This is a genomic window from Bradyrhizobium sp. URHD0069 (genome assembly GCF_000701345.1).
GTDB lineage: Bacteria > Pseudomonadota > Alphaproteobacteria > Rhizobiales > Xanthobacteraceae > Bradyrhizobium.
Genome location: NZ_JNIJ01000013.1, coordinates 84,024 through 107,642, shown reverse-complemented (window position 1 = coordinate 107,642; position 23,619 = coordinate 84,024). Strand labels below are relative to the sequence as shown.

The following is a 23,619-nucleotide window of genomic DNA, read 5'->3' as shown; positions in this document are numbered from 1 at the left end:
TAAGCAACCTTCGCGACGGTCAGCGCGACGCCATCGGTGGTGGCCGTCAACTTGGCCACAGCGACCACCCGCCCCGCCTCGATCAACTCCATGCACAAGCTCGTCACTGGCGCACCCGTTCAACAAGGTGCGCCCACACGCGCCACGGGATCAGCACCATCGGATCGGTGCGGTCCTTGCGCAGAAACAGCGCGTCGTAGTCGCCGAGCCAGTTCTCCAAGCTGACGAAACCGGCGCCGTTCTTGCGCCCCTTCACCTCCGCCTTGATCGGCGCCTGATCGATGCCGAACAGGTAGATGTCGACGTCGTGGCCGCTGCCGCGGAACCGGCTCGCGCCCGACAGCGGGTAGCGTTCGGCGTGAATGCCCAATTCGCGATGCCGATCCACGATTTCGCGCTCGATACGATCGCCCTTGCGGCGATGCCCCCGTCCGCTCATTGGACAGCCCTCGGCTCGAACAGCTTGCGGATGTCCTCAGCGTGCCAGACGGTGATACGGTCGCCCAGCTTCACCGGCTTCGGAAAGCGGCCGGACTTGACGCCGGCCCACCAGGTCGACTTGCTGACCGGGATCGGGCCGCGCGGTGCTAAGATGGATGCGAGCCGCACAAAACCCGTTTTGGGAAAAGCGGCAACGAAAGCCGTCTCAGGCGAAGTGGCAGCAACATCCGTCTTGGGGTAGACAGCAAACGCTGTCCTGGGGGAAGCAGCAGGGGATGTCATGGATTGGCTCCGTCTGGTTGATGACGGTGCCGGTCTATGAAGTGCAGGTCGGGCGGTGGCCGAACTCGGTTAAGCCCTAACCGAATTCGGTTACCACTGACCGTCTTCGGTTAGCGCGATTGGGCTATTCGGGTTGTTCGCGAGACAGAAGGCCAGCAGCTCGTCTGAGCCATTTCCGGACCGTATCGGCATCTAAAGCCACGCCCACGAGTTCGAGATCACTGACGATCTCCCGCACCGTGCCGCTCCGTTGCTGGTCCGGGTCGTAGCCGTACCCTTTCACGGCCATGCCGATCACGAGCTTGAGCAAGGTGTCGCGCTCCCGCGTTCCGATTTCCGTCGCTTTGACTGGCTCGGTACGCAAGGGGCTCATAGCCGCTGCAAGCTGGTTTGCGAGGTCGACGCAGCGCTGGGTCAATTCGTCAATCGCGGCGCGCCGGCGCTCTTTGATAGCCCGATCTTCTTGCTCGCGCGCGTCGGAACTATACACGAGTTCATAATACTTCGCCTGCCAATTCACCGTCTCAAGCTCCTCCGCGATAACCGCACGTTCGAGGTCCGCGGGGAAAGGGATGCCAGTCCGCTTGGCCCAAGCGATAAAAAGGCCAGGTTCGACGAAATGGTCCAACAGCCCGCTATCCCGCGCGTCGTAGGCCAGCTCCAGTACGTGGCGGTACTCGGTGGCAAACGGCGAGAACTGAAGATGTGGCTTGACCCGCTTCCAAGTGACAACGTCGGGGTTTTTGCCGAACGATAGCGCAACGGCACCCTCCAATGACCAGATCATCGCCCGGCTCCAGTGTGTGAGATCGGCGTTGGCGCCCGGCAGGTTGAAGAAACGGTCCTGATCTGCCTGTTGAGCTTGCGGCTCCTCCTCGGAGGCTTCGCGCGCGAGTTCGGCTTCGACCAACGCCGATACTTCCTCAGGCCGCCTAGCCTGAAGTTCGCTTCGGTACGCCTCGACTGCCTTGCGTTCGGCTTCAGGCGCCATGCCCACCAGGCGATCGGTCCGGAAGCATTCCAGTCCGGTCTCCCTCCGGTAAAACTTGCGCCGGATCAGGTATGCGATCGGATCGGTGATTGTTGCCAGCAGCGGTCCGGTCGGAGCCAGGATGGTCCTGGGGCCGACGAATCCATCGTCCGCCAACGGATTGATGTTGCGATGAGATTTGGGCATGACTCTCCCGTTCGCTTGTTTCAGCGTTTTTTTGCTCAACGATGTGAAAACCTGCCGCCGACCCAGGGCCTGTTGGTCAAGTAAGGCAGAACAGATGCCCTAGGCGTTCACGACACGGTGCTAAACTATGCCGGACGCGCGCCAGGTCAATTTTTTTGGGAGCGAAGATTCGATCGCAAGTTGTTTGCAACCTTGGCTCTCAAACTTTGGTTTTATCGGAAGTCGGATAAGATCACCCATACCCGGATGTTTTTGCTCGTCAATTCTGTGGCGCCGTTCACGGCAATCAACTTTACCGATAATACGAGAAAACTCCGACGCAATCTGAAGTTGGGCTTTTTAAATCGAGCGGATCGTACGTGGGCAATTACTGTACTTTGTGCTGCAACGAACGCAGCCCACGCCACCATCAATTCGCGTCGCCGGTTGAACAGGTCTCCACGCCGATGCGCAGCCTCGGTTTTGTCCTTTACGATGTGCGCGAGCGCCGCCTCGCAAATCTCGCGGGCAAAATTGGTCCGCTCCGACGCCCAGTCCCGGAACGCTGACCGGAAGCTGCGCTCTTTATTCAGTGCCGGCGTGTTCATGAGCAGCACCAGTTGCATGGTCTCTTGTCCGAGCGACCAGCGAACGCAAGATCGATGGCGGTGCCCACCGGCTGGCTTCGGGGCAGCACGGCACCAACGGTACGCGATGCTCCCCACCCGCCTTCATCCGGTCTTCTGGAGCTGTGCAGGCTTCCGAAGTCTGACGCCTGACTTAATGCCGCCAACCTCCATTCTCCGAGTTTCACACTGGCAACGTGGAGAGGCGCGTGGAGAACAGCTGAAAACCGCACAAAAGTCCCATTATATCAATATCATGTGGAGGACACCCCTTCCGCCATCATACTGTTCTCCTCTGTTCGCTACTGTACGGAAGATCTAACAAAAACAGCGCGTTAGCTGGTCGACTGTATTTACTAGTTCATCGGGGAATTCTCGTTGAGGAACGGGAACGAACAACGCGAGGCGAAGCATCTCTGGCGCATCTCGCAATTCAAACGTGCAACCGTCCAGACGGGCTTCTTCGGGCCGGCTGTTCTCGCGTCGCCGGCGAGTGAGCCAAATAATCACGCTTACGATATTGTCCTTTGAAGTACCGGACTGACCTAGATGGCGGTCGACCTGCGTCAAAACGTTTTGGTCTGCACTGTAGTGTCGCCTGACAGGTCTTCTGCGGTCTATCCTGCGGTGAAGACGAATCCGTTTGCGGACGTGGCCTTGCTCCGGCGGTTGTTCGATTTGAATGGTGGCGAATTGGACATGCTTGCGCGCTCGCCATCATTTGCGCAGCAAAGCAGGATGCAGATTCTTGAAAGGGAATATTCAGAAGCTGGGGCTTGTCGGCCATCCGATGGACGTTAGGTGGTCCCGATATTTCGCGATGGTGCCCGCCTCGTAGCACTCAGCATAGTGCTGAGCCAGAGGGCGGTACCAATCGAAGCCCTTGCGGAGCTCTGCGACGGGCTCCTGATTGATATCAACACGCAAATCGAACAGCGGATAGGCTTTATCTTTGAAGACCTGCAGAACAGCAGAGCGTTGCCCTGTGGGTTGACCGCCGGCATCGCGCCCAGCTTCGATCGCGAGGAGCAATCGATCTTCTAATTCCTCGCCTTCGCCACCTTCAAAAGCTGCCGCCATTCCATCGACGACACCTGGACCCACCAGCGCATTGCCGGCGACGACGTAGTTTTCTCCCACCCGATGCCCATTCCAGCTAAACGCCTTTGAGCCGGTTCTGACCGCGATATCACCCGTCACTCTCAAGACGGCAACCTGCCGCTGGTTGGAATAGGGATCTGCCGCATCGAGCGCGTCGATGATGCGCTGAGCGCCCCATCCAGCTTCGAAAAGCGCGGCGGCGAGTTCCCGTTGATAAAAATTATGCCCTGCTTGGACTGTGAAAACCCCCCGCCCTGGAAAGATGCGAAAAGTGCGATTGCCAATCGCTGGGGTTCCCGTCGATTGGCCTACGCCGATTTTTCCACTCTCCTCGCAGAAAGCTAAAATTGAAAACGTCAATCGATCCTCCCAGTCAGCTTACGCAATTCTCGCGCCCTTGATGTTCGATGCATATCCAATAGTGCGGCGATGCAATACCTCTTGAATATGAATTTAGTACCAGCTCCGCCAGCACCTCGCCGACTTCATCACCACCTACAACTTCGCCTGCCGGCTCAAGACCCTTAAGGGCCTCACGCCCTACGAATACATCTGCAAAAGCCGGACAAGAGAACCGGATCGATTCATCCTCGATCCAATCCATCAAATGCCGGGACTGCACACCTAGCCCGCAGCCTGCCTAGGTCGTGCCCTGCTCCGCCGCGCAATCCCTGTTGGGGGACGATGATTGTCGGCCAGGAGCGAATGCACGAAAAGGCTGGCAAATTGCGCCGCTACTTCACTGGGCGTCAGTTGCCCGTCGGAGCGGTACCATCGCGGTAGCCAATTGATCGAACCAAGAATCGCAAGCGATGCTATTCTGGCATCGATCGGACGAAATTCGCCGCTCCTGATCCCGTCATCGATCAATTTGCGCACGCCGCGCTCGAACTGATCGCGCAATCCAATGTACTTGCGGCGCTGTGCGGCATCCAGGTCGTCTATCGGCAGCAACAGCACTCCGCCATACACTTCATCGGTCATGCCGCGAATATGCTTCTCCAGCAGGATCTGGAGACGGGCTGCCGACGAGTCGCCGGCCTGCTTCGCTTCTCGCAGCGCCGCCAAGCTCATTTCCATCACCTTCATATGGCAATGAAAAATGATGTCCTGCTTGCTCTTGAAGTAGTTGTAGAGGCTGCCTTTGCTGATGTTGAGTTGGTCGGCGATGTCTTGCATCGTCAGCGACGAAAGCCTGGTTCGCTGCAGGTAAGCGCCGAGACTACGCAAAATCTCGTCTCGCTTCCGTGGCGAATCGGCAGCAATCCACTCGCTGGCATCCATGCTCATGCTGAACGTCTCATAGGGCGCATTCAGCACGGGTGGATAACAGGTTTATTTCCCTATAGCCAGTGCGAGCGCCGATTACGCCTTGCAGGACGCAAAACAGAACATCAGTCATTCCGAACCCGATGTCTGATCAGAAGGCCCACCGCCTGCTGACGTTGCAGTTCCCAGTGCGACAACGCGGCCGGCAGCCGCATAGACCTCAATTTTGCCGGCGTCGTCAATGGCCACAACAATTTCGTCGCCGGCGTGCGTCGGTGCGATCCACTTGAGTCCGACATACCCTTGCTCGAACCATGCCGAGCCCATCCGCGAGACGGCGAGTTCTGTCACCGTTCCCAGCAGCATGAGGCCGTGTGCTATCGTTCCCTCAAATCCCCGGCTGCGCGCATATTCGGCATCGTAGTGTAGTTGATCGTTGTCGCCGTTGAGCTCGCCGTATCGATTGATTGATTCCTGCGTGATCTGCCTGCGAAGTGTGCCGGTCATGACGAACCACCGGGAATGTAAAGGGTACAGAGAGACGAGGCGATAGGCCGCCCCTCGTTCGTCCGGAATTCAACAGCCCATTTGACATACTGCTTTTGGCGGCGCTCGAAGCGATCGACTACTTCTCCGTCGGCTTCCACCGTGGTGTCCTCGTCGGCCCACACTAGCCCTTTCCACCACCACTCCTGCTCTCGCAGGATGACCCCCTGGGGCGGCAGAAAGCGACGGTAAAGAATGGCGGTCTGATACAGCGTGAGAACGGTCGTCGGTGCGAGCGGCCGGCCATCCCGGGTCGGCATCACCTTCCAGCCGATGGCCGCGCAATAGTCGACGACGATCGCGCGCGTGACCGTGAAATGGACCGCCGGAAGACGCGTGCCGACGATAAATTCGCTCGGGCGGGTTCCCCGCGCATATCCCTCGCGTGGCTTGATCTCGGAAGGATGGGTCACAAGAAGCTCTTCCTCATTTCGAGGTTATCTCGCCGCTCAACCGGGCACCGTGTTGTTCTGCAGGCTTATCCGTAGTGCTTTCTTGTCGATCTTTCCCACACTCGTTTTCGGCATTTCCTGCAAGCGATAGTAGCGGGACGGCACCTTGTAGGGCGCCAACTGCTGCTTGCAAAAGGCTCGCAATTGGTCCTGATCCAGTTCCTCATCCGAAATGAGGATCGCCGCCACCTCTTCACCGAATTCCTGCGATGGAAGTCCCACCACGGCGGCTTCGGAAATGCTCGGGTGCGTCACTAAAATGCTCTCGATCTCGTCCGGATAGATGTTGATGCCCCCACGGATGATGAGGTCCTTTTCACGGCCCGTGATGCAGAGAAATCCGTCCTCACTCAGATAGCCGAGATCGCCGGGGCAATACCAACCGTCATGGAAGGCCTTCTGCGTCTGTTCCGGATCACGGAAGTATTCGCGCGCTGTGGCCGGGCTGCGATAGCAGATCCGCCCTTCGGTGCCGGTAGGAAGATCATTGAACTGCGCGTCGACGATCCTGACTACCGAACCATAAGCGACAGTGCCAACCGATCGGATCGCCTCTGGCGGATGATCCGAGGTGAGCACGGTTGCACCCGCACCTTCCGCCGACCCATAGAAATTGATGAGATAGCGCGCCACTTTGCGGTGGGCCTGCTCCCAATCCTCCGGGAAGACCGCCGAGCCGGTGAGCAGCAGCAATCGCAGGGCCGGAAAGCACAGTTTGTCTTCCTTATTCAGATCAATCCAACGCCGCAACATCGTCGGTACAGCGAAGGTCGCGGTGCATCGATAATCGTTGATCTCTTGGATCAGCTGGGCGGGCGACACGGGCGGCGGCAGCAGGACAACGGTCCCGCCGGCGAATGAGATCGCCATGCAGAAAGCGCGGCTACCGGTGAAGTACAACGGTGACGTGGAAGCAAAACGATCGTGCTCGTTGAAAGTCGCGCTGATGAAATAGATCTGGAACCGATGCAAGTAATTCGCGTGGGTCAGCATCGGCCCCTTTGGCCGTCCCGTCGTGCCGGACGACAGCGACAGCATCAGCGGATCATCGCCCTCGGCGGCGGACGGAACGGGCTCCACCGCCCCCTCCTCGAAGATGGGGATCTCCACCGACATACTACGTACGCCCTCGATCGCAGGATCGCCCTGCTCGCACAGCACGAGGCTCCCGCCGAAATGCCCGACGATGCGCGCCAGCTCTCCTTGCGTCCAGCGGCGATCGATCGGCAGGATCACGGCGCCGATCCGCACAATGGCGAACAACATCGCCATGTGTTCCGCCGAATCGCCAAGCGCGACACCCACGATATCGCCTCGCTTGATTCCCGCGTCGAGAAGCATGCGCGCGCCGCGATTGATCCCGGCTTCGAATTCGCGATAGCGCACCTCGCCCTGTCGAGTCACCACAGCAGGGTGCCGGGGCCGGCGCAATGCATGAGTGCGGATGGGATCGGAGATGTTCATGACTGCGTTTCCTGGGTGCGTTTCGCGCGTTGGAGAGAGATCGTCAGATGCGTCAGGCCGGCCGCTTCTTCACCATCACCAATTTTTCAACGGTGTAGACGGTAGTGCCGTCCTGATTCACGACGGTGTCGCGGAAGGTAACCATGCCGCGTCCCTCGCCTCGATCAGATCGTTCGATCACTTCCACATGCGTCGTGATCGTATCGCCCGGCCGTACCGGGCCCAAGAAGCGTGCCTCTCTGTTCCCGAGATGCGCAATGATCGACCAGCGCGTCAGTACTTCCGTCGAAGCCGTCGAGTAGGACGCGGTCAGAGACCCGGGCACGATGCGACCGCCGAACCGCGTTTCACGCGCGTAGTGTTCGTCAATGAAGAGCGGCATGTGGTAGCCGACCAGCGCGCAGAACATCGCGAGGTCCGCCTCCGTGATTGTGCGCGAATAGGTCTTGAAGCGCGCCCCGACTTCGTAATCCTCGAAGTACAATGGCATGATCGGAGCTGTCGACATTGGCTCCGTGGTTGCACCGGACATACTTGTTCACCCTGGCAGTTGGAGGACGCGTTTAGCGAGAATGTCGCGCTGCACTTCATTGCAGCCCGCATAAATCGTAGCAGGCCGCGAATTGAAGAACATGCGCAGTGCACCGGTCGGGTCGTCATCGGACCAATAGGCCTCGATGCCCTCTTCACCGGTGAGTTCAAGAAACAGATCGGCGATCCTCTGGAATGTCTCGGTGGACCAGACCTTCAGGATTGAGACTTCGGGTCCCACGCCCTTTCCGGACTTCAGCCGCTCACCGAAATAGCGGTAGGCCGTTATCTGGTCTTCGAGATCCATCCGTAGCTGGGTGAAGCGCGAACTGATCCACGGGTCCTGGAGAACGCCGTTCGACACCCCGTAGGCGGTCAAGAGGTTCAGGGCCGACAGCGGAAGCTTCGGGCTGCCGTTGTTGAGCCGCTCGAACTCCAGGAGATCCTTTGCAAGGCCCCATCCGTTGTGCAGTGGCCCGACGAGATTTTCGTAAGGAACCCGCACATTGTCAAAGAAGACCTCACCCAGTTCGTCCTGACCTGCAAGCGTTTTGATCAGCCGTCGCGTGATGCCCGGGCTTGCCAGATCGACGATGATGAAACTGATGCCTTCTTGCTTGCGTGTTCCGGTTTTGGTGCGTGCAAGAATATACATATGGGTGGCGTCATCGAGAAACGTTGACCAGAGTTTCTGGCCGTTCACGATGAACTCCCCATCCTTAAGCGTCGCGGTCGTACGCAGGTTGGCGAGATCCGATCCGGCCTCTGGTTCAGAGTAGCCTTGTGCCCAGAGATGCTTGCCACTGAGGATCTTCGGGAGATAGGTCTGCTTCTGTTCCTCTGTGCCGTGCCGGATCAGCACGGGACCGAGCATATAGAGCCCCATGTCGTAGAGACGTGGAATTCCCGCCCGTTCGATCTCGGAGAAATAGATCAGAAGCTTGCCGGCATCGAGGCCCATGCCGCCGTGCTCACGCGGCCAGTTGGGAGCAAGCCAGCCCTTGCTGGCGAGGGTGAGATACCAGTCCTTCGATTCAGCCCAGCGCGGGATTCGGTGTGGATGGTTCCGCAGATGGCTGGGAACGTTTGCGGCGAAGAATGCACGGAGCAGATCGCGAAACGCCTCGTCCGTCATTTCGATCCAGTTCATGACTCACTCCACCTCGCCCACGGCCACGGATGCCAGTTCGGCAAAACGCCGCCGATGGTGCTCGACGCCCCCGAGCCACGGGGAAAGCACGCGTGCACGCTTCACAAAAAGACCAACGTCGCACTCGTCGCTGAAGCCTATCGCTCCGTGCATCTGGATGGCTTCGCGCCCGATCTTTTCGGCTGAATCCGTCGCGCGCGCCTTCGCTCGGCTGGCTATGATCTGCCGGTGCAGCGGCGATGCATCACTTTGCAGCATCTGGATCGCCTCCAAGACGACCACGCGGGTCATCTCTCGCGACGTGAACATGTCGGCGGCGCGGTGGCGGAGGACCTGGAAATCGCCCAGGGGCCGGTCGAACTGCCGTCGCGTCTTGATGTGCTCCAGAGTCATTTCCAGGAGCGTGGTTTGGATCCCCAGAAGTTCCGCCGAGATGGCGACGTTCGTCCATTCGGTCGCCTGCGTCAGCGCGGCCGTGCATGCTGCGCCGCGCGCCAGTACATTTTCATCGCGTAGCGGCACACCGTTCAGGTGGAGCCTGGCAGCCGATGTCCCATCGAAAAGCGGCGTGTAGGTGACGTCAACACCGGTCGCACCTGCCGGAACGAGGCAAGCAACAGGCTCGTCGCCGTCCCACGCCGTCACAATGAATGCCGTGGCAAACGGCGCGCCTCGGACGCGCTGCTTCTCCCCACGCAGGACGCGAGATCCACCTTCTAGTGCGAGTTCGGCCCGTGGCGCGGGCGCGCTCGCCTCGACATCCTGAAGCGCGAGCGCAATCACCGGCAGATCACCACCGAGAAGCGCCCGCCCCGCCGCCAATTGGGAAGCGTTCGGTCCATTGAGGAATGCACCGGCAAAGAAGCTGCAAGCCGTAAATGCATCCGGTCCCAGGTGACGCCCGATCGTCTCGGCCAAGAGCACTGCACTGGCAAGCGACGCGCCAGAACCGCCGAGTTCCTGCGGATAGCAGACATGCGCGATCCCCGTCTCACACATGAGCTTCCAGACACGATTGTCCCGCGCTTCATCTGGACGCTGACGACAAGCCCGAAAGGTCTGACGGCTCTCGCCATCCTGCAGCATGCGTTCCAGGACGTCGAGAACCATGGCGACATCGTCGCCAGCTCCCTCGATACTGTCATCGGCAAGACGCCGCAGCATTGTCATGAGACGACATTCCCACGTGTTCGTGCAAGGGGTCGACAGAGGTGACGCTGCAACCCCGGCGCGGGTCCTTCACTATGATTGGACGGATCGCTGAGGCGCGTAGGCTACGACCTTGATCTCGATCAGCGCACCTTCGCGTATCAGGGACTGGACAGGAATGCCGGTCGCCGTCGGAAATTTTTCCCCGAACAGTTCGCGGCGCACCGCTGCCGTGTCACGGTAATTGGGATCGGGAATGTAGAACTCGAGCGTATCGACGATTGACGAAAGTTCGACGCCAGCACTGCCCAGAATACGCGCGATCTTCCCGTAGACGTATCGCGTCTGGCCAACGATATCGCCGGGGTGAACGACCTCTCCGTTCTCATTCGACGCAACCGTCCCGGACACGTAGATGAAGTCCCCTGCGCGCACCGCGGGCGAATAGGTTAAACGGGGATTCCAATTTGGAACGCTTATCACCTCGTGCACTTATCCCTCCAATCAGCACTCAACGAACACCATTCGAATAGGCCGCCGATGCCGGAGGCCGTCTCGGCACATCACAAAAGCTGCGCCGATTGCTTGTCTTTCGCACGTTGATTTGCAAAGCGGGAAATCAGCAGACGGAGCATCTGATCGGTCCCGTCGCCGATTTGGAACAGCTTCGCCTCGCGGTAATAGCGCTCCAACGGGTGGTCTTTGATGTATCCGTGCCCGCCCATCATTTGGAGCGCATCGCCAGTCGCCTCGACCGCCACCGAACTCGCGAATAGCTTCGCCATCGATGCCGCGGCCGGAGCATCGGGACTCAACGCATCGGCGGCAACCGCCGCGCGATAGGAAAGCTGGCGCGCGGCCTCAATTTTCGCAACGAGATCGGCCACTTTGAAGCGGATACCCTGGAAGCTTGCCACCGGCTGGCCGAACTGCGTGCGCTCGTTGATGTATTGCAGGGCGTAATCGAACGCGGCTTGCGCGACACCCACGCAACGCGACCCGTACACAGCGCGAATCTTCGCAAAATCCCGCTGGATATAGGTAAAGCCCTCGCCCTCAATCCCCACGAGATTTTCTGCGGGGATCCGGCAACCGTCGAACACCACCTCCCAGATCGGGTTCGCGCCATGCGCGAGCGTCGCAAACCGCTGCCCGATGATGAGTCCCTGCGCACCCTTTTCAACCAGGAAGATCGAGATCCCCTTTCCGCGCCTCTCGTCGCCCGCCAATCTGGCGAATACAATCAGCACGTCCGCCCGGTGCGCATTGGTGATGAATATCTTCTGTCCGGTGATGACGTAGTCCGAGCCGTCACGGACGGCGCGCGTGCGGATGGCTGCAGCATCGGACCCGCCGGTCGCCTCCGTTAGGGCGAAGGCGGGCACCAGCTCGCCCTTGCAAATCCCCGGAAGGTAGCGCGCACGCTGCGCGCCGGACGCTGCCGCAAGTAGCGGTCCCGTTGCAAGGTTCATCGCGTAGATGGTCGAGGAAAACCAGCCACCTGCCAGCTCTTCGAGAATGGCGGCGCAGGTCAGCGTGTCGAGGCCCTGCCCGCCGAATTCCTCGGGCACATCCAGTCCCAGGAAGCCGGCTCGGGCCATCTCAGCAAGGACCGCGCTCGGAAAATCGCCTCCAGCCCTATCCGCTTCCTGCGCAGCCGGGGCCAATACCCTTTGGGCAAATGCGCGCGCGCCGGCTTTCAGCTCACGCTGCAATTCAGTGAGTCCGTACGAGCCCACGGCAATGTCCAATGGTGCCCCCATCAACAGCTCCCACCACTCTCCAGGGTCGTCCGCCAGCGGCATACCCCTAGCTCGTTCGCAACTCCTACCAGACTTGACTGTCTAGTCAACAGTATCGCTTGGCCTCCATACATCAATTGTTGCCTCCGCTAATTAGTATTGACCCGAGGGTCAGCGTCATTGCATGCTGCTCCCTGTTCAGGAGAGAAAGACGTGCATTCGAAAAAGCAATCAGGAAAGAGAGCGCCGGGCGTGGAACACAAAGATGCGTGGGCAGCCCAAGATGACGATGAACTCATCCTGACACTTGGGCAGGCGTTCTCGAGTCCGTCCAAGACGCTGACGGACGCTCACTTCGTACTTTTCTCCGGCGTCACAGGGGACAACCACCCGATTCACTATGACGTCGAATATGCGCGGCGTACGCGCTTTCAGAAACCGCTCGCGCATGGACTTCTCGTCACCGCGATGACCGCGCTCGGCGCCTCGTCGGTGTCACGCCAGATCGAGGGCTTTGTCTTCGTCGAACAGGGTTCGCGGTTCCTGAAGCCGGTGGTCGTTGGCGACACCGTCACTCCCCGCTTTCACGTCGAGAAAATCTGGTCCGAGGGCGGCAAGCGCTTCGTCCGCATCACCACAGCGCTCGTCAATCAGCGCGGTGAGACCGCCCTCGAAGGTTTCCACATCTATCAGGTTCTCGACCATGACGCTGAGCGCACGAATGGCCGAGCGGAATCATCTACCCAAAAGGATTGACTACGATGGCGATACCCGCGTTGATCCGTACGCGCAGGGCTGCGGCCTGCACCCTGCTTGCTGTTGCTGGTTTCCTTGGGTGCGTTACCGGAGCAAAGGCTGAAACCTTCCCGAACCGCCCCATTCGGCTGCAGGTCGGCTATACCGCCGGTGGCGGCATCGACACGGTGAGCCGCATCCTCGCGGAAGAGGCGTCGCCTTTTCTCGGGCAACCGATCATCGTGGAGAACAAGGCCGGTGCGGGCGGCATTATTGCCGGCGACTTCGTCGCCAAATCCGACCCTGACGGACACATCCTGATGACTGCCGCCGCCGGGGCAATGGTGATCAGTCCCCATCTCAAACGAAGTATGTCGTACCGCCTGGATGACTTCACCGGCGTCACCTTGGCCGGAGCCAGCCCGCTCCTGATCATCGTGTCGGCGGGCAGCCCGATCACCAGTCTCCAGGATCTGATCGCGCGCGCCAAAGCTAATCCGGGCACAATCACCTATGGAACGCCGGGCATCGGCACTTCCAACCACACGGCGGCGCTTTTGTTCGAAATGGCGGCAGGCATCAAACTGCAGCATGTCCCCTACAGGGGACCAGAGGCCAACATGGACTTGCTTGCCGGCCGCATCGACCTGGTATTCGACGCGCTCACAACGGCGTCTCCCTTCGTCTCCGATGGTCGTGTTCGTGCACTCGCCGTTACGACGAAGACCCGGGCGTCCATGCTACCGTCAGTCCCGACGATCGCTGAATCGGGCTTTCCCGGCTTCGATTCCGCAAACTGGTACGGCATCGTCGCGCCCGCCAAGACGCCTCCCGCCCATATCGAGAAGCTGAACGCGGCCTTCGTAAAGGCCATCGGGAAGCCTGCCGTACAGGAGAAACTCAAGGCGATCGGATTTGTCCCTGCTGGAAACTCGGCATCGGAGTTCAACGCCTTCCTCAAATCTGAATACGAGAAGATGGGAGCGGCGATCCGCGCCGCAAACATCACGCCTGAATGATAGCGCGCTCAAAAAACACCAACGCATGTCCGGCGTAGGGAGTCGGAAGGCAACGCCGGCCGAAGCGCCGACGCTAACGAAGGGAGGAGATCATGTACGTCGAAGAACGAATGTATCGCCTTCGGCCAGGTAAGGTCGACGAGTATTTCCACCATTACGAAACGCACGGGATGCCGGTCCAGCTCAAGTACCTGCCCCACATGCTCGGATACTACGCGACCGAAGTTGGCGTGCAGAATCTGATCGTCCATATGTGGGCCTATGACGACCTTAATCAGCGCGAACGCTGCCGAGCCGCGTTATTCGCCGATCCCGAATGGCAAGCCTATCGCCCCAAGATCCATCCGCTGATGCTGCATATGGAAACGCGGATCATGAAATGTGCTCCATTCTTCCTCGAGCGGCTCAAGACGATGCTCTCCGCAACGATGACGTGACTTCACCCACCCCCCCATGCAGTCGACACCATGAGCGATAGTACGCCGCCTAACGCTGATTCCCTGGTCGTTGCTCTGTCGGCGCAAGGAGTGGCCGACGTCACTCTGAATCGTCCGCTAGTGCGTAATGCCTATGATGAACATCTTGTCGGGCTCCTCCACGATGCCTTTCGTGACCTGAGCAAGACCCCGGGCGTGCGGGCGATCGTGTTGCAAGGCGCGGGAACGCATTTCTGTGCCGGCGCCGATATAACCTGGATGCGGCGAGCCGCAACGTTCAGGGAAGACGAGAATTTAGCAGACGCAAAGCGCATCGCCGCGATGTTTCAGCAGCTTCACTCCCTTCCTTTGCCGACCATCGCACTGGTGCAGGGCGCTTGTCTCGGCGGCGGCGTAGGGCTCGTGGCCGCATGCGATGTCGTCATCGCAGGACGCGACGCACAGTTCGGATTGACCGAAGTGCGTATCGGCCTCACTCCGAGCGTCATTTCGCCCTATGTCGTCGCCGCAATGGGACCGCGCCAGGCGCAACGATACCTCCTGACCGGCGAACGATTTTCCGCCGCTCGAGCGCACGGGATCGGGCTCGTGCATGAGCTTGTCGACGACGAGACTGGCCTTCGCCAAGCCCGCGATCAGGTCGTGGCTGCCGTCCTCGCAAGCTGCCCCTCAGCCGTCGCGGCGACCAAAGCCCTCACCGCGCGGGCGTCCTGGAGCCACATCGACGACGCCGTGTCACATAAGACCGCCGCGCACTCCGCCGCCATGCGGGTTGCGGCCGATGGCAGAGAGGGCATGCAGGCCTTTTTAGAGCGGCGCCGGCCGAGCTGGTTCGCTACGGAACACCAGGGAGCAGCGTTCGGCGACGAAAGATCGCCGGGGATGAACACGAGCAGCGAAAGGGAGCGGAAATGAAGATCAAGAGAATCGAACACATTGCCGTCGCGGTCGATGACCTTGAAGGCGGCAAGTCAATGCTAACAAATCTGTTCGGGCTCAACCTCGAATACGAAGAGCGTATCAACACGACGACGCTGGCGATGTACCCGGTTGGCCAGACCTATCTGGAGCTGCTGCACAGCGAAGACCCGACCTCCCGAACGCGAAAATGGATCGGTGAGAGAGGCGTCGGCCTTTTTCACATCTGCTTTGAAGTGGAAGACATTTCCGAAGCGCTCGCGGAACTAAAGGCGAAGGGCGTGAAGCTTCTCAATGATCAGCCGGTCTCAGGTCACAACGGCTCGAAGATCGCATTCATCGATCCGGAGTCGACTGGAAACATGCTCATCGAGCTTGCCGAGCTTGTAGCCCATCCTGCCGCGCAGACTTGAGTGTCCGTCGCTGACGTGAATTTTCAACAATGAGCAGACTGATGAAAACACATATGGGCGCCCTGACCGCCGCTATCCTATTCGCGACGAGCGCTTCGGCTCAGCAATGGCCGACGCGCCCTATAGAAATGATCATTCCATTCGCAGCGGGCGGCGGCACCGACATAACGGGACGCCGCGTCGCACGAGCTATGGCTGAAACCCTTGGTCAGAGCATTGTTGTACTCAACCGCGACGGAGCCTCCGGCAGCATCGGATTTAATGCGCTCGCGTCTGCGGCGCCAGACGGCTACACGATAGGTGGTGGGCCCTCGACGCCGATTGCCAACGCGACCCATCTGTTCAAGGGCCTCCGCTACAATTTGGATTCGTTCGAGTACATTTGCCGCACCTTCGACAACGTGTTCGTGATCGCGGTTCCAACAAATTCGAGGTTCAAGAGCGCCCAGGACCTGTTTGCGGCGGCGAAGGCGGATCCGGGGAAATTGGTCTTCGGGCACGCCGGCGTAAGCTCAAACTCCCACCTATCGGTAGAGAATCTCGCTGGCAATCTCAAGCTGCAATTCCAGCCCGTGGCTTTCCGCGGTGATAGTCCGATGCTTCCGGAGGTGCTGGCAGGGCGGCTCGATTTTGGCGCGTTGAGCCTGCTTTCGGTGCTTGGGCAGGGTATGCGCGTGCTTGTAACGTTTGCGGAAGAACGCGTCCCCCTGCTCCCGGATGTGCCGACCGCAAAGGAACTCGGCGTGCGGCACGTGCCTACGCTCAACGGTGTGTTCGCGCCGAAGGGCTTGCCCGCCCCGGTCAAGGCCTCGCTCGAGAATGCTTGCGCCGTGGCAATGAGGGACACGGAAGTCCAACAGTTCATCATCAATGGCGGCCAGGTGCCGAGTTACAAGAACGGCGCGGGGTTCCGGGCTGACGTCGCGGCGGATTTCGCGATCAAGGGCGATTTGATAAATAGGATCGGCCTGGAGCCCAAGTAGTCTGCTGGCCTGGCGCTCTTGGAGTGGTGCCTGTCGGAAATCAACTCGCACGTATAGATGATGAAGTCCGCCAAGAAATGGCGGCGGCAAAATGCGACCAACGAAATGTACTGTTCGCGGCGACGGCGCATCCTTGTTGACCGACGGGTGCGCCGAGCCTGATTGTCGTAGGTCGCGTGAGATCGAAGCAGCTAGTGTGTGAACTGGCTCACACACTGCGAACCCGTTCCCGTGAGAAAAGGAGGTGCGAGCACCCCAACCCCGCACAAAGGAGCGTGTCATGACCAACACTGCAACGTTCAGAATCCAAAGCGTCAAGTGTCGGGACGAAATGGGCGGAAAGTACCGTGAGAAGTTCGGTAACGACGAAATCAAATGCGCTGTGTTCTCTGCGGATTTGCGCGGTTCGACGAAAAACAGCGGACGCATCAACATCTACGACAACTTCGATGACGGCGACGTAAAGACCTTCAATCCCCCGAGGGAGGTTGTCACCCTTGATCTAGCTGGTGCGACCGGTGAGGTGGAACTTGGATTCTCCGTCGTGCTGATCGAATCGCAGTTGAGGGAAGGCGACGGCCTCAAGAAGGCGTGGGAGACTTTCGTCACGGTCTACGAAGAGCAGCTGAAGGAAAAGCTGAAGGGGCTGATGTCGCCCGCACAAGCGCGAGCCGTAGCCCAGCCCGGCTACCTGTCGCGTCCCGACGCGGGGCGGTTTTCCGCCACGGGCCGGCACGGAGCGGCCGTGGTCAATCGGTGGACGGGTTCCGTCGCCTCCGCCACTCGCTTCAATACTGGCACTATGGTTGTCGAAGCGGATGCCACCACGAAAGAGAAAGACAAGAGCGAGAAGGTTGGCGAAGCTTTCACCGCTGCCATAGTCACGGCGGTTGCAATATACGCGGTGAAGTTCGCTGGCGCGGCGGTCAGCGCATTGATTGGCTGGTCGAAGGACAAGTTCTTCCCGCCGGTGGCGATCAAGGCGAAGATCAATGCGTCCACGCCGCCGGAAACCGTGCCGCCAAACGGCTCCGGTGTGGCGGAGTTCCGTGCCCACGATGGCATTTACGAGATGAAATGGGACATCTTAGTCCGTTGAACCGATCCCTCTCGCAAGGTCAGTTGTCGCGTCGCTGGTTGTGACGGCTCACCGAGGCTTACCCTGATCCGCGAGCGAGCGCCCCCGGCTGATGGCTCGCCCCATCGTCATGTGATGCTCGCTGGCGCGGATGCCGGCGTCGCGGACCCGACGCAGCAGGCGGTGGGTGGCGCGGGTGGCTGATAATCGCTGCGCTGGGGTCCGCTTGGCGCCCTTGAGCCGATCAAAACGGCGATTTCGACCAAACAAAACGATCGCGCCCAGATCATGGAAGCTGCCCTAACCGCCACGCGCACAAGTCCCCGAATTCTAAAGGTGGAAGGGTTGCCGAGGGGCTTAAGGCACCGGTCTTTGCCGTGGGTTCGGATCGGCGCCCAGGCCGGCATGAGCCAACAGGCTGTCGGTACCTACGGGAAGGATCAGGCTTGCGGCTTTTCGCTGATCAAAAATTGCTTCTCTTGGGGCGCCATGTGGTTTGAAGAACTGGAGAACAAAATCCGATCGCCGTTGAAGCATTAGCGGGCTGAGTTCATTCGTCCTGGTGATTATGCGTTTGCGGCGTTGCAGCGAACGTCACGCCGATCCGATTGCTTTGGATCCAGGTAAGTGTGCATTCATAAACGGTTGAGTTGCTCGCCATCACCAGGCGAAAGCGCGGGGGGACGAAGGCGGGGTTCTCGACGTCGATGGCCGCGCCCTCGGCCGAGATGTTCCGCACCATGCAGCTCATGACGGAACCGCCCGAGGACACGTAGGCAGGCTCGTTGATTTCGGTACGTGGGTGCTTTCGCTTTTCTTCCATCGAATCGCGGCCTCGATTAACGCTGCACCGCAACACTAGCAGCAAAGCTTAAACAAATTGGGCGCGGCCCGCTGATTTTCCGAATGAGCTTGGGACGTCAGCCTTTCGCAGCGTCGGATAGGCGACAAACGTCGATTTGCTTCGGGTCCTTCGCCCGAAGATATTCTCGCCCGAGGCCGCTACCCGGGCATACCCTGGGGCGATTGCGAAGATTCCGGCTCCCGGAACGAGACTGCGCATCCTCTCCATAGCCGATAAGAAGATATGCTCGCGCAAACCGCAGTGACGATTTCGCCAATCGCTAGTCTAGCCGAGTGAGCTGATAATTTCCCGATAAGCTGCTTCGGGAAAAGCTTTCAGCGTGCGGGTCCGGATGTTTCCCAGCATGCCAAGCTGTAGGTTGAAACGCGCCGCCACAGCATCGTCCGGAGCTTCGTAGATCGCGACGATGTCAAAGTCGCCCATGGTGAGGAAGAAGGATTTGAACTCGCCGCTCATATCCTTGAGAGCTTTCTTTGCCGCGTCCAGACGACGTGGCGAGTCTTTTACTTTCAGCACGCCTTGGTCGGTCCAATTTGCAAGCATGATGTATGTGGTCATAACCCACCTCCTTCTCGTACGAGGCATGGTATCTACGTCGGTGACCCGAAAAATATGACCCGGATGAGGTGCGTGTAGTCGGATTCGAACACCATGATCGCCACAAAGACCAACACCAACACCGGCGGCAGCAGGATGGCATAGACCAACGCCAGCCGCTCCCAGGCCATGTGCATGAAGACGGCGACGATCAAGCCAGCCTTCAACACCATGAACAGCAGGATCAGCGACCACCTCAGATAGCCATGCAAGCCAAAGTAGTCGACGAGGTAGGAGCAGGTGCTGAGGACGAACAACCAACCCCAGACCACGAGATAGAGCTTGATCGGGTGCTGCTGGCCCTCTGTATGGGTGGCTTTCGATGCGAGTGCGTCATGGAGGTGAGTGTGTAGCGAATGTTGTTGTCCTTCTACGTGTACCGCTGCGTTTGTCATGCGCTGACCTCACCAAAGATAAAAAAAGGCAAAGATGAACACCCACACAAGATCGACGAAATGCCAGTACAGGCCGGTGATTTCGACGATCTCGTAATGCCCCTTCCTGCTCGTGAAAAATCCGCGCCTTTCGACATCGAAGTCCCCCCGCCAAACCTTTCGCGCGATGGCGATCAGGAAAATCACGCCGATCGTCACGTGGGTGCCGTGGAAACCGGTGATCATGAAAAAGCTCGAACCAAACTGCGCCGCGCCCCAAGGATTGCCCCAGGGCCGGACGCCCTCCATGATCAGCTTGGTCCATTCGAAGGCCTGCATTCCGACGAAGGTTGCGCCAAACGCCGCCGTGACCAGCATCAAGGCCGCAGTTTTGGCGCGATCGCGGCGGTAACCGAAATTGACGGCCATCGCCATCGTCCCGCTGCTGCTGATCAAGACGAAGGTCATGATGGCGATCAGGATGAGCGGGATATGGTGCCCCGCAATCTCGAGAGCGAATACCTCGCTCGGATTCGGCCACGGCACGGTCGTGGACATTCGCGCGGTCATGTACGACAGCAGAAAACAGCTGAAAATGAAGGTGTCGCTCAGGAGGAAGATCCACATCATGGCCTTGCCCCAGGAGACATTCTTGAAAGCGCGCTGATCCGAGGACCAATCGGCGGCGATGCCTCGCCAGCCTGCAATCCGCGCAGGCGATTCTCCGGTGCTTGTCAGCGCAGTCTCCGCCATCTGGTCTTTGCCTTCCCTAGTTGAGCAACTGGCGACAGATGTCGATGAAATCGTCCGTCCAGCCCGTCAGCATACCGAGTAAGACCAGCCAGACCGCCAGCAGGAAATGCCAGTAGATTGCGCAGAGTTCCACGCTCTGGCGTACCCGGCTCATCTCAGCGCCACGCCAGACCTTGGCAGTCGTTCTGCCCAACGCCACCAGACCGCCCATCAGATGCAGCCCGTGCACCGCGGTGATCAGGTAAAAGAAGGAATTGGCTGGATTGGACGCCAGGAAGTACCCGGCGTAGCTGAGCTGTTGCCATACCAAGAGCTGCCCAACCAGGAATGTAACGGCGGATGCTCCCCCTACGAGCAGGCCGACGATTACACCGTCCATGTCGTCTCGGCGCGCGGCTATGTGCGCCCATTGCAACGCGGCACTGCTCAAGACCAGGACGCCCGTGTTAAACCAGAGCAGCCTGGGTACGGGCAGCGCCCGCCAGTCCACCATGTTCATGCGCATCGAGTAGGCGCTGATGAAGAGTGCGAACAACGAGCCGACAACAGCGAGAAACACTCCGAGTCCGATCTTCGCTGCCGGCGAGGTCATTGCGCCCGTGCCGGGGAAGTCACCGATCGGACCTTCTTCCAGCCAGGGTTTGGCTGTCAGCCGTTGCTGTGAGAGCCACCATCCGACAATGACCGCGATCACAGCCATGAACAGGATGATGGCGCTCACTGCGCAGCTCCCTGAACGGCTCGCGTCGCCCGCGGCTGGTTCTGTGGAATGAAGTCCTGCTCAGCACCTGGCACGCTGTAATCATACGCCCAGCGATAGACCACCGGGAGCTCCTTGCCCCAGTTGCCGTGTTCGGGCGGCGTGTGCGGCGTCTGCCACTCTAGTGTTGTCGCCCTCCAAGGATTGCCACCCGAGAGCTTGCCCTTGAACAGGCTCCAGACAAGATTGAACAGGAACACCATCTGAGCGAAACCAACGGTCAACGCCACCACGGTGATAAAGGCATTCAGCGTATGGGCCGATGGCGGGATGAACGCCACCTCGCCGATGTCGTGATACCGGCGCGGAACTCCGAGCAGCCCAAGATAATGCATGGGAAAGAAGATCAGGTAGGCACCGAGGAACGTAACCCAGAAATGAAACTTGCCCAGCCCGTCGTGCAGCATCCGCCCCGTGACCTTGGGGTACCAATGATAAATCGCCCCCAGCACAACCATGATCGGCGCCACGCCCATCACCATATGAAAATGCGCGACGACGAACATAGTATCCGAAAGCGGGACATCCACGACAACGTTGCCGAGGAAGAGGCCAGTGAGCCCGCCGTTCACGAACGTGATGATGAAGCCGAGGGCGAACAGCATCGGGACGGTGAGATGAATGTCGCCGCGCCACAGGGTTAGCACCCAGTTGTACACCTTGATGGCGGTCGGGATGGCGATGATGAGCGTCGTGGTAGCGAAGAAGAATCCGAATTGCGGGTGCATGCCGCTCACATACATGTGGTGCGCCCATACCACGAAGCTGAGCGCGCCGATTGCCACGATAGCCCACACCATCATGCGATAGCCGAAGATGTTCTTTCGCGCATGGGTGCTGATCAGGTCGGAAACGATGCCGAAGGCCGGCAAGGCGACGATGTAGACTTCAGGATGGCCGAAGAACCAGAAGAGGTGCTGGAACAGGATCGGGCTGCCACCGCCATATTTCATCAGCTGGCCCATCTCGACGAGTGAAGGCATGAAGAAGCTGGTTCCCAGGATACGGTCGAACAGCATCATCACCGCGGCAACGAACAGCGCGGGGAACGCCAGCAGCGCCATGATGGTGGCCGTGAAAATGCCCCACACCGTCAAAGGCAAACGCATCAACGTCATGCCGCGTGTGCGCGCCTGCAGCACCGTCACCACATAGTTCAGCCCGCCCATGGTGAAGCCGATGATGAACAGGATCAGGGAGACCAGCATGAGAATGATGCCCCAATCCTGCCCGGGGGTCCCGGAGAGAATCGCCTGCGGTGGGTACAGCGTCCAGCCGGCGCCGGTGGGGCCGCCAGGCACGAAAAAGGTCGAGGCCAGCACCACGACTGCGAGCAGGTAGACCCAGTAGCTCAGCATGTTCACATAGGGGAAAACCATGTCTCGGGCGCCCACCATCAGAGGGATGAGGTAGTTGCCGAAGCCTCCAAGGAACAATGCTGTGAGCAGATAGATCACCATGATCATGCCGTGCATGGTGATGAATTGGAGGTATTGGTTTGCGTCGATAAAGGAAAATGTGCCGGGAAATCCCAGTTGCAGTCGCATCAGCCACGACAGCACCAGGGCCACCAGCCCGATTGCCGTCGCCGTGATCGAATACTGGATGGCGATGACTTTGGCGTCCTGCGAAAAGACATACTTCGTCCACCAGCTTCTGGGGTGGTAGAGATCAACATCCCCTACTTCGGCTGGCGGAACGCGTGCGATTGCGTCATACGGAACATCGACCATCGAAATACCTCCTCGGTCGTCTCCACCAGGGGCGATGAGTTGGTCTCACGCGCCCGATTTATCCTTGCAGCGGCATTTTCTTACTCACCGCCGGATTTGTACGTCGCCCTCATCACGGCGCCTCGGCCTGACAGTTCCGCAAACGTCTGCTGCTTCTCCAGCCAAGCGTGATATTCACTCTCTTCTTCGACGATCACCTTGGCACGCATCTGCGCGTGCGCGGCGCCACACAACTCAGCGCAGAGAACATCAAACGTTCCAGTTCGGATGGGGGTCATCCAGAAATAGGTGACCATACCAGGAACCATATCCATCTTGGCCCGGAACTCGGGCACATAGAAATCGTGCAAGACATCGACGGAGCGGAGCAAGACCTTGACCGGCTTCCCGACCGGTAGGTGCAAGTCGCCACCGTCGATCACAACATCGTCTTGCCCATTCGGATCGTCCGGATTCAAGCCCAAAGGGTTGTCGGAACTGACGTAGCGGACATCGGAGGTGCCCATCCGGCCATCCTTCCCCGGGAGGCGGAAGCTCCAGCGCCACTGCTGACCCATCACCTCGATGGCGGTGGCGCTCGCCGGAACCGTGACGAACTGGTGCCAGACAACCAAGCCCGGTGCCAACATGGCTCCGACGCCAACCGCAGTCCCTATGGTGAGCCACCATTCGAGCTTTTTGTTTTCGGGCTCGTAGGCTGCCTGCCTTCCCTCTTTGTGATGAAAGCGGAAGACGCAATAGGCCATGAACGCGACGACCGCGAAGAAAACCGCCCCGGTAATCCAGAATGTTATGTTGATCGTGTCGTCGATGTAGCGCCAGTTGGTGGCGATCGGCGTCCACCACCACGGGCTGTAGAGATGAAACAGCACCGAGCCGACCGCAACCAAAAGCAGTATGAGTGCTACAGCCATCCCTCATTCATCCTTGCCCGTTGAAGGCTACGGATACGAACTAAAGGGCGGAGCTCACGCCTGTCGCGATGGCTGACTTCAGAGTCGCCGCCGTCGTGTCTCTTGCCTCGCCCATTCAACCGGTCGCGACG

Annotated in this window: 28 protein-coding genes and 1 pseudogene; 8 read left to right on the top strand and 21 right to left on the bottom strand. The window is 59.3% G+C overall.

The annotated features are described in order from the left end of the window. Positions 1-103: 103 nt before the first annotated feature. The 5 genes from N554_RS0108185 to N554_RS0108165 all read right to left on the bottom strand — a co-directional run bounded on the left by N554_RS0108185 (position 104) and on the right by N554_RS0108165 (position 3,966). On the bottom strand, positions 104-439 hold the full coding sequence (locus N554_RS0108185) for a PDDEXK family nuclease (protein ID WP_051677387.1): 336 nt from the start codon (positions 437-439) through the stop codon (positions 104-106). Continuing rightward, a complete protein-coding gene (locus tag N554_RS38050) occupies positions 436-723 on the bottom strand; it encodes a helix-turn-helix transcriptional regulator (protein ID WP_081851172.1) in 288 nt (95 codons plus the stop codon). The genes N554_RS0108185 and N554_RS38050 overlap by 4 nt, the downstream gene beginning before the upstream one ends. 124 nt (positions 724-847) lie before the next feature. After that, a complete protein-coding gene (locus N554_RS0108175) occupies positions 848-1,633 on the bottom strand; it encodes a hypothetical protein (RefSeq protein WP_156041849.1) in 786 nt (261 codons plus the stop codon). A 479-nt stretch (positions 1,634-2,112) separates the two neighbouring features. Further along, positions 2,113-2,505, bottom strand: a complete 393-nt coding sequence (locus tag N554_RS42910) for a hypothetical protein (RefSeq protein ID WP_029583025.1) — start codon at positions 2,503-2,505, stop codon at positions 2,113-2,115. A 762-nt stretch (positions 2,506-3,267) separates the two neighbouring features. Further along, positions 3,268-3,966 carry a DUF1028 domain-containing protein gene (locus N554_RS0108165; protein WP_051677386.1) on the bottom strand — a complete coding sequence of 233 codons (699 nt, stop codon included), beginning with the start codon at positions 3,964-3,966 and terminating at the stop codon, positions 3,268-3,270. 100 nt (positions 3,967-4,066) lie between these two features. On the opposite strand from N554_RS0108165, the pseudogene N554_RS39730 reads away from it, so the two are divergent. After that, positions 4,067-4,234: pseudogene (locus N554_RS39730) on the top strand (IS481 family transposase); the annotation flags it as partial. Here N554_RS39730 and N554_RS0108160 read toward each other — a convergent pair. From N554_RS0108160 to N554_RS0108120, 9 genes are all read right to left on the bottom strand, one after another. Next, positions 4,231-4,896 carry a TetR/AcrR family transcriptional regulator gene (locus N554_RS0108160; RefSeq protein ID WP_156041848.1) on the bottom strand — a complete coding sequence of 222 codons (666 nt, stop codon included), beginning with the start codon at positions 4,894-4,896 and terminating at the stop codon, positions 4,231-4,233. The pseudogene N554_RS39730 and the gene N554_RS0108160 overlap by 4 nt on opposite strands. 108 nt (positions 4,897-5,004) lie before the next feature. Next, a complete protein-coding gene (locus tag N554_RS0108155; protein WP_051677385.1) occupies positions 5,005-5,382 on the bottom strand; it encodes a MaoC family dehydratase in 378 nt (125 codons plus the stop codon). Next, positions 5,379-5,834: a hypothetical protein gene (locus N554_RS0108150; protein ID WP_029583021.1), complete on the bottom strand. Its 456-nt coding sequence runs from the start codon at positions 5,832-5,834 to the stop codon at positions 5,379-5,381. Before N554_RS0108150 ends, N554_RS0108155 begins: the two co-directional genes overlap by 4 nt. Positions 5,835-5,870: 36 nt before the next feature. Next, positions 5,871-7,337 (bottom strand): class I adenylate-forming enzyme family protein, encoded by a 1,467-nt coding sequence (locus N554_RS0108145; protein ID WP_029583020.1) that lies wholly within the window; start codon positions 7,335-7,337, stop codon positions 5,871-5,873. A 52-nt stretch (positions 7,338-7,389) separates the two neighbouring features. Beyond that, entirely contained in the window at positions 7,390-7,845 is a 456-nt protein-coding gene (locus tag N554_RS0108140; protein WP_051677384.1) for a MaoC family dehydratase, read from the bottom strand. Between the two features lie 30 nt (positions 7,846-7,875). Then, positions 7,876-9,018: an acyl-CoA dehydrogenase family protein gene (locus N554_RS0108135; protein ID WP_029583018.1), complete on the bottom strand. Its 1,143-nt coding sequence runs from the start codon at positions 9,016-9,018 to the stop codon at positions 7,876-7,878. A 3-nt stretch (positions 9,019-9,021) separates the two neighbouring features. After that, positions 9,022-10,188: an acyl-CoA dehydrogenase family protein gene (locus N554_RS0108130; protein WP_051677383.1), complete on the bottom strand. Its 1,167-nt coding sequence runs from the start codon at positions 10,186-10,188 to the stop codon at positions 9,022-9,024. Positions 10,189-10,260: 72 nt separating this feature from the next. Then, the gene (locus N554_RS0108125; protein ID WP_029583016.1) at positions 10,261-10,659 is read right to left on the bottom strand and encodes a RidA family protein; all 399 of its coding nucleotides are present in this window, start codon (positions 10,657-10,659) and stop codon (positions 10,261-10,263) included. A gap of 71 nt (positions 10,660-10,730) precedes the next feature. After that, positions 10,731-11,972, bottom strand: a complete 1,242-nt coding sequence (locus N554_RS0108120) for an acyl-CoA dehydrogenase family protein (protein WP_081851170.1) — start codon at positions 11,970-11,972, stop codon at positions 10,731-10,733. Positions 11,973-12,161: 189 nt separating this feature from the next. Here N554_RS0108120 and N554_RS0108115 point away from each other — a divergent pair, with 189 nt between their 5' ends. The 7 genes from N554_RS0108115 (at position 12,162) to N554_RS0108085 (ending at position 17,513) form a co-directional block, all read left to right on the top strand. Beyond that, positions 12,162-12,665: a MaoC family dehydratase gene (locus tag N554_RS0108115; protein WP_197033484.1), complete on the top strand. Its 504-nt coding sequence runs from the start codon at positions 12,162-12,164 to the stop codon at positions 12,663-12,665. A gap of 5 nt (positions 12,666-12,670) precedes the next feature. Next, positions 12,671-13,663, top strand: coding sequence for a Bug family tripartite tricarboxylate transporter substrate binding protein (locus N554_RS0108110; protein WP_036052667.1), 993 nt, complete (start codon positions 12,671-12,673; stop codon positions 13,661-13,663). A 92-nt stretch (positions 13,664-13,755) separates the two neighbouring features. After that, positions 13,756-14,100, top strand: a complete 345-nt coding sequence (locus N554_RS0108105; RefSeq protein WP_029583012.1) for an NIPSNAP family protein — start codon at positions 13,756-13,758, stop codon at positions 14,098-14,100. A 30-nt stretch (positions 14,101-14,130) separates the two neighbouring features. Then, positions 14,131-15,015, top strand: a complete 885-nt coding sequence (locus N554_RS0108100) for an enoyl-CoA hydratase-related protein (protein ID WP_081851168.1) — start codon at positions 14,131-14,133, stop codon at positions 15,013-15,015. Then, a complete protein-coding gene (locus tag N554_RS0108095; protein WP_029583010.1) occupies positions 15,012-15,431 on the top strand; it encodes a VOC family protein in 420 nt (139 codons plus the stop codon). Before N554_RS0108100 ends, N554_RS0108095 begins: the two co-directional genes overlap by 4 nt. Positions 15,432-15,472: 41 nt before the next feature. Beyond that, positions 15,473-16,414 (top strand): Bug family tripartite tricarboxylate transporter substrate binding protein, encoded by a 942-nt coding sequence (locus N554_RS0108090; protein WP_197033482.1) that lies wholly within the window; start codon positions 15,473-15,475, stop codon positions 16,412-16,414. Between the two features lie 280 nt (positions 16,415-16,694). Beyond that, positions 16,695-17,513 carry a hypothetical protein gene (locus N554_RS0108085; protein ID WP_156041847.1) on the top strand — a complete coding sequence of 273 codons (819 nt, stop codon included), beginning with the start codon at positions 16,695-16,697 and terminating at the stop codon, positions 17,511-17,513. 529 nt (positions 17,514-18,042) lie between these two features. Here the strand turns inward: N554_RS0108085 and N554_RS0108075 are convergent. The 7 genes from N554_RS0108075 to N554_RS0108045 form a co-directional block, all read right to left on the bottom strand. Continuing rightward, positions 18,043-18,315, bottom strand: coding sequence for a PilZ domain-containing protein (locus N554_RS0108075; RefSeq protein WP_029583007.1), 273 nt, complete (start codon positions 18,313-18,315; stop codon positions 18,043-18,045). Between the two features lie 306 nt (positions 18,316-18,621). Next, complete coding sequence (locus N554_RS0108070) at positions 18,622-18,915, bottom strand: GYD domain-containing protein (protein ID WP_029583006.1); 294 nt, start codon at positions 18,913-18,915, stop codon at positions 18,622-18,624. Between the two features lie 32 nt (positions 18,916-18,947). Then, the gene (locus N554_RS0108065) at positions 18,948-19,349 is read right to left on the bottom strand and encodes a cytochrome C oxidase subunit IV family protein (RefSeq protein WP_029583005.1); all 402 of its coding nucleotides are present in this window, start codon (positions 19,347-19,349) and stop codon (positions 18,948-18,950) included. A gap of 9 nt (positions 19,350-19,358) precedes the next feature. Beyond that, the gene (locus tag N554_RS0108060) at positions 19,359-20,081 is read right to left on the bottom strand and encodes a heme-copper oxidase subunit III family protein (RefSeq protein WP_029583004.1); all 723 of its coding nucleotides are present in this window, start codon (positions 20,079-20,081) and stop codon (positions 19,359-19,361) included. A 16-nt stretch (positions 20,082-20,097) separates the two neighbouring features. Continuing rightward, complete coding sequence (locus N554_RS0108055) at positions 20,098-20,802, bottom strand: cytochrome c oxidase subunit 3 (RefSeq protein WP_029583003.1); 705 nt, start codon at positions 20,800-20,802, stop codon at positions 20,098-20,100. Then, a complete protein-coding gene (locus N554_RS0108050) occupies positions 20,799-22,574 on the bottom strand; it encodes a cbb3-type cytochrome c oxidase subunit I (protein WP_029583002.1) in 1,776 nt (591 codons plus the stop codon). The genes N554_RS0108055 and N554_RS0108050 overlap by 4 nt, the downstream gene beginning before the upstream one ends. Positions 22,575-22,654: 80 nt before the next feature. Further along, complete coding sequence (locus tag N554_RS0108045) at positions 22,655-23,488, bottom strand: cytochrome c oxidase subunit II (protein WP_029583001.1); 834 nt, start codon at positions 23,486-23,488, stop codon at positions 22,655-22,657. Positions 23,489-23,619: the final 131 nt, after the last annotated feature.

Bases quoted from the DNA above. Each gene is read 5' to 3' on its own strand.
- N554_RS0108185 (WP_051677387.1), bottom strand. From the start codon at position 439: ATGAGCGGACGGGGGCATCGCCGCAAGGGCGATCGTATCGAGCGCGAA.
- N554_RS38050 (WP_081851172.1), bottom strand. From the start codon at position 723: ATGACATCCCCTGCTGCTTCCCCCAGGACAGCGTTTGCTGTCTACCCC.
- N554_RS42910 (WP_029583025.1), bottom strand. From the start codon at position 2,505: ATGCAACTGGTGCTGCTCATGAACACGCCGGCACTGAATAAAGAGCGC.
- N554_RS0108160 (WP_156041848.1), bottom strand. From the start codon at position 4,896: ATGAGCATGGATGCCAGCGAGTGGATTGCTGCCGATTCGCCACGGAAG.
- N554_RS0108155 (WP_051677385.1), bottom strand. From the start codon at position 5,382: ATGACCGGCACACTTCGCAGGCAGATCACGCAGGAATCAATCAATCGA.
- N554_RS0108145 (WP_029583020.1), bottom strand. From the start codon at position 7,337: ATGAACATCTCCGATCCCATCCGCACTCATGCATTGCGCCGGCCCCGG.
- N554_RS0108140 (WP_051677384.1), bottom strand. From the start codon at position 7,845: ATGTCGACAGCTCCGATCATGCCATTGTACTTCGAGGATTACGAAGTC.
- N554_RS0108135 (WP_029583018.1), bottom strand. From the start codon at position 9,018: ATGAACTGGATCGAAATGACGGACGAGGCGTTTCGCGATCTGCTCCGT.
- N554_RS0108130 (WP_051677383.1), bottom strand. From the start codon at position 10,188: ATGACAATGCTGCGGCGTCTTGCCGATGACAGTATCGAGGGAGCTGGC.
- N554_RS0108120 (WP_081851170.1), bottom strand. From the start codon at position 11,972: ATGCCGCTGGCGGACGACCCTGGAGAGTGGTGGGAGCTGTTGATGGGG.
- N554_RS0108110 (WP_036052667.1), top strand. From the start codon at position 12,671: ATGGCGATACCCGCGTTGATCCGTACGCGCAGGGCTGCGGCCTGCACC.
- N554_RS0108105 (WP_029583012.1), top strand. From the start codon at position 13,756: ATGTACGTCGAAGAACGAATGTATCGCCTTCGGCCAGGTAAGGTCGAC.
- N554_RS0108100 (WP_081851168.1), top strand. From the start codon at position 14,131: ATGAGCGATAGTACGCCGCCTAACGCTGATTCCCTGGTCGTTGCTCTG.
- N554_RS0108095 (WP_029583010.1), top strand. From the start codon at position 15,012: ATGAAGATCAAGAGAATCGAACACATTGCCGTCGCGGTCGATGACCTT.
- N554_RS0108090 (WP_197033482.1), top strand. From the start codon at position 15,473: ATGAAAACACATATGGGCGCCCTGACCGCCGCTATCCTATTCGCGACG.
- N554_RS0108085 (WP_156041847.1), top strand. From the start codon at position 16,695: ATGACCAACACTGCAACGTTCAGAATCCAAAGCGTCAAGTGTCGGGAC.
- N554_RS0108075 (WP_029583007.1), bottom strand. From the start codon at position 18,315: ATGGAAGAAAAGCGAAAGCACCCACGTACCGAAATCAACGAGCCTGCC.
- N554_RS0108070 (WP_029583006.1), bottom strand. From the start codon at position 18,915: ATGACCACATACATCATGCTTGCAAATTGGACCGACCAAGGCGTGCTG.
- N554_RS0108065 (WP_029583005.1), bottom strand. From the start codon at position 19,349: ATGACAAACGCAGCGGTACACGTAGAAGGACAACAACATTCGCTACAC.
- N554_RS0108060 (WP_029583004.1), bottom strand. From the start codon at position 20,081: ATGGCGGAGACTGCGCTGACAAGCACCGGAGAATCGCCTGCGCGGATT.
- N554_RS0108050 (WP_029583002.1), bottom strand. From the start codon at position 22,574: ATGGTCGATGTTCCGTATGACGCAATCGCACGCGTTCCGCCAGCCGAA.
- N554_RS0108045 (WP_029583001.1), bottom strand. From the start codon at position 23,488: ATGGCTGTAGCACTCATACTGCTTTTGGTTGCGGTCGGCTCGGTGCTG.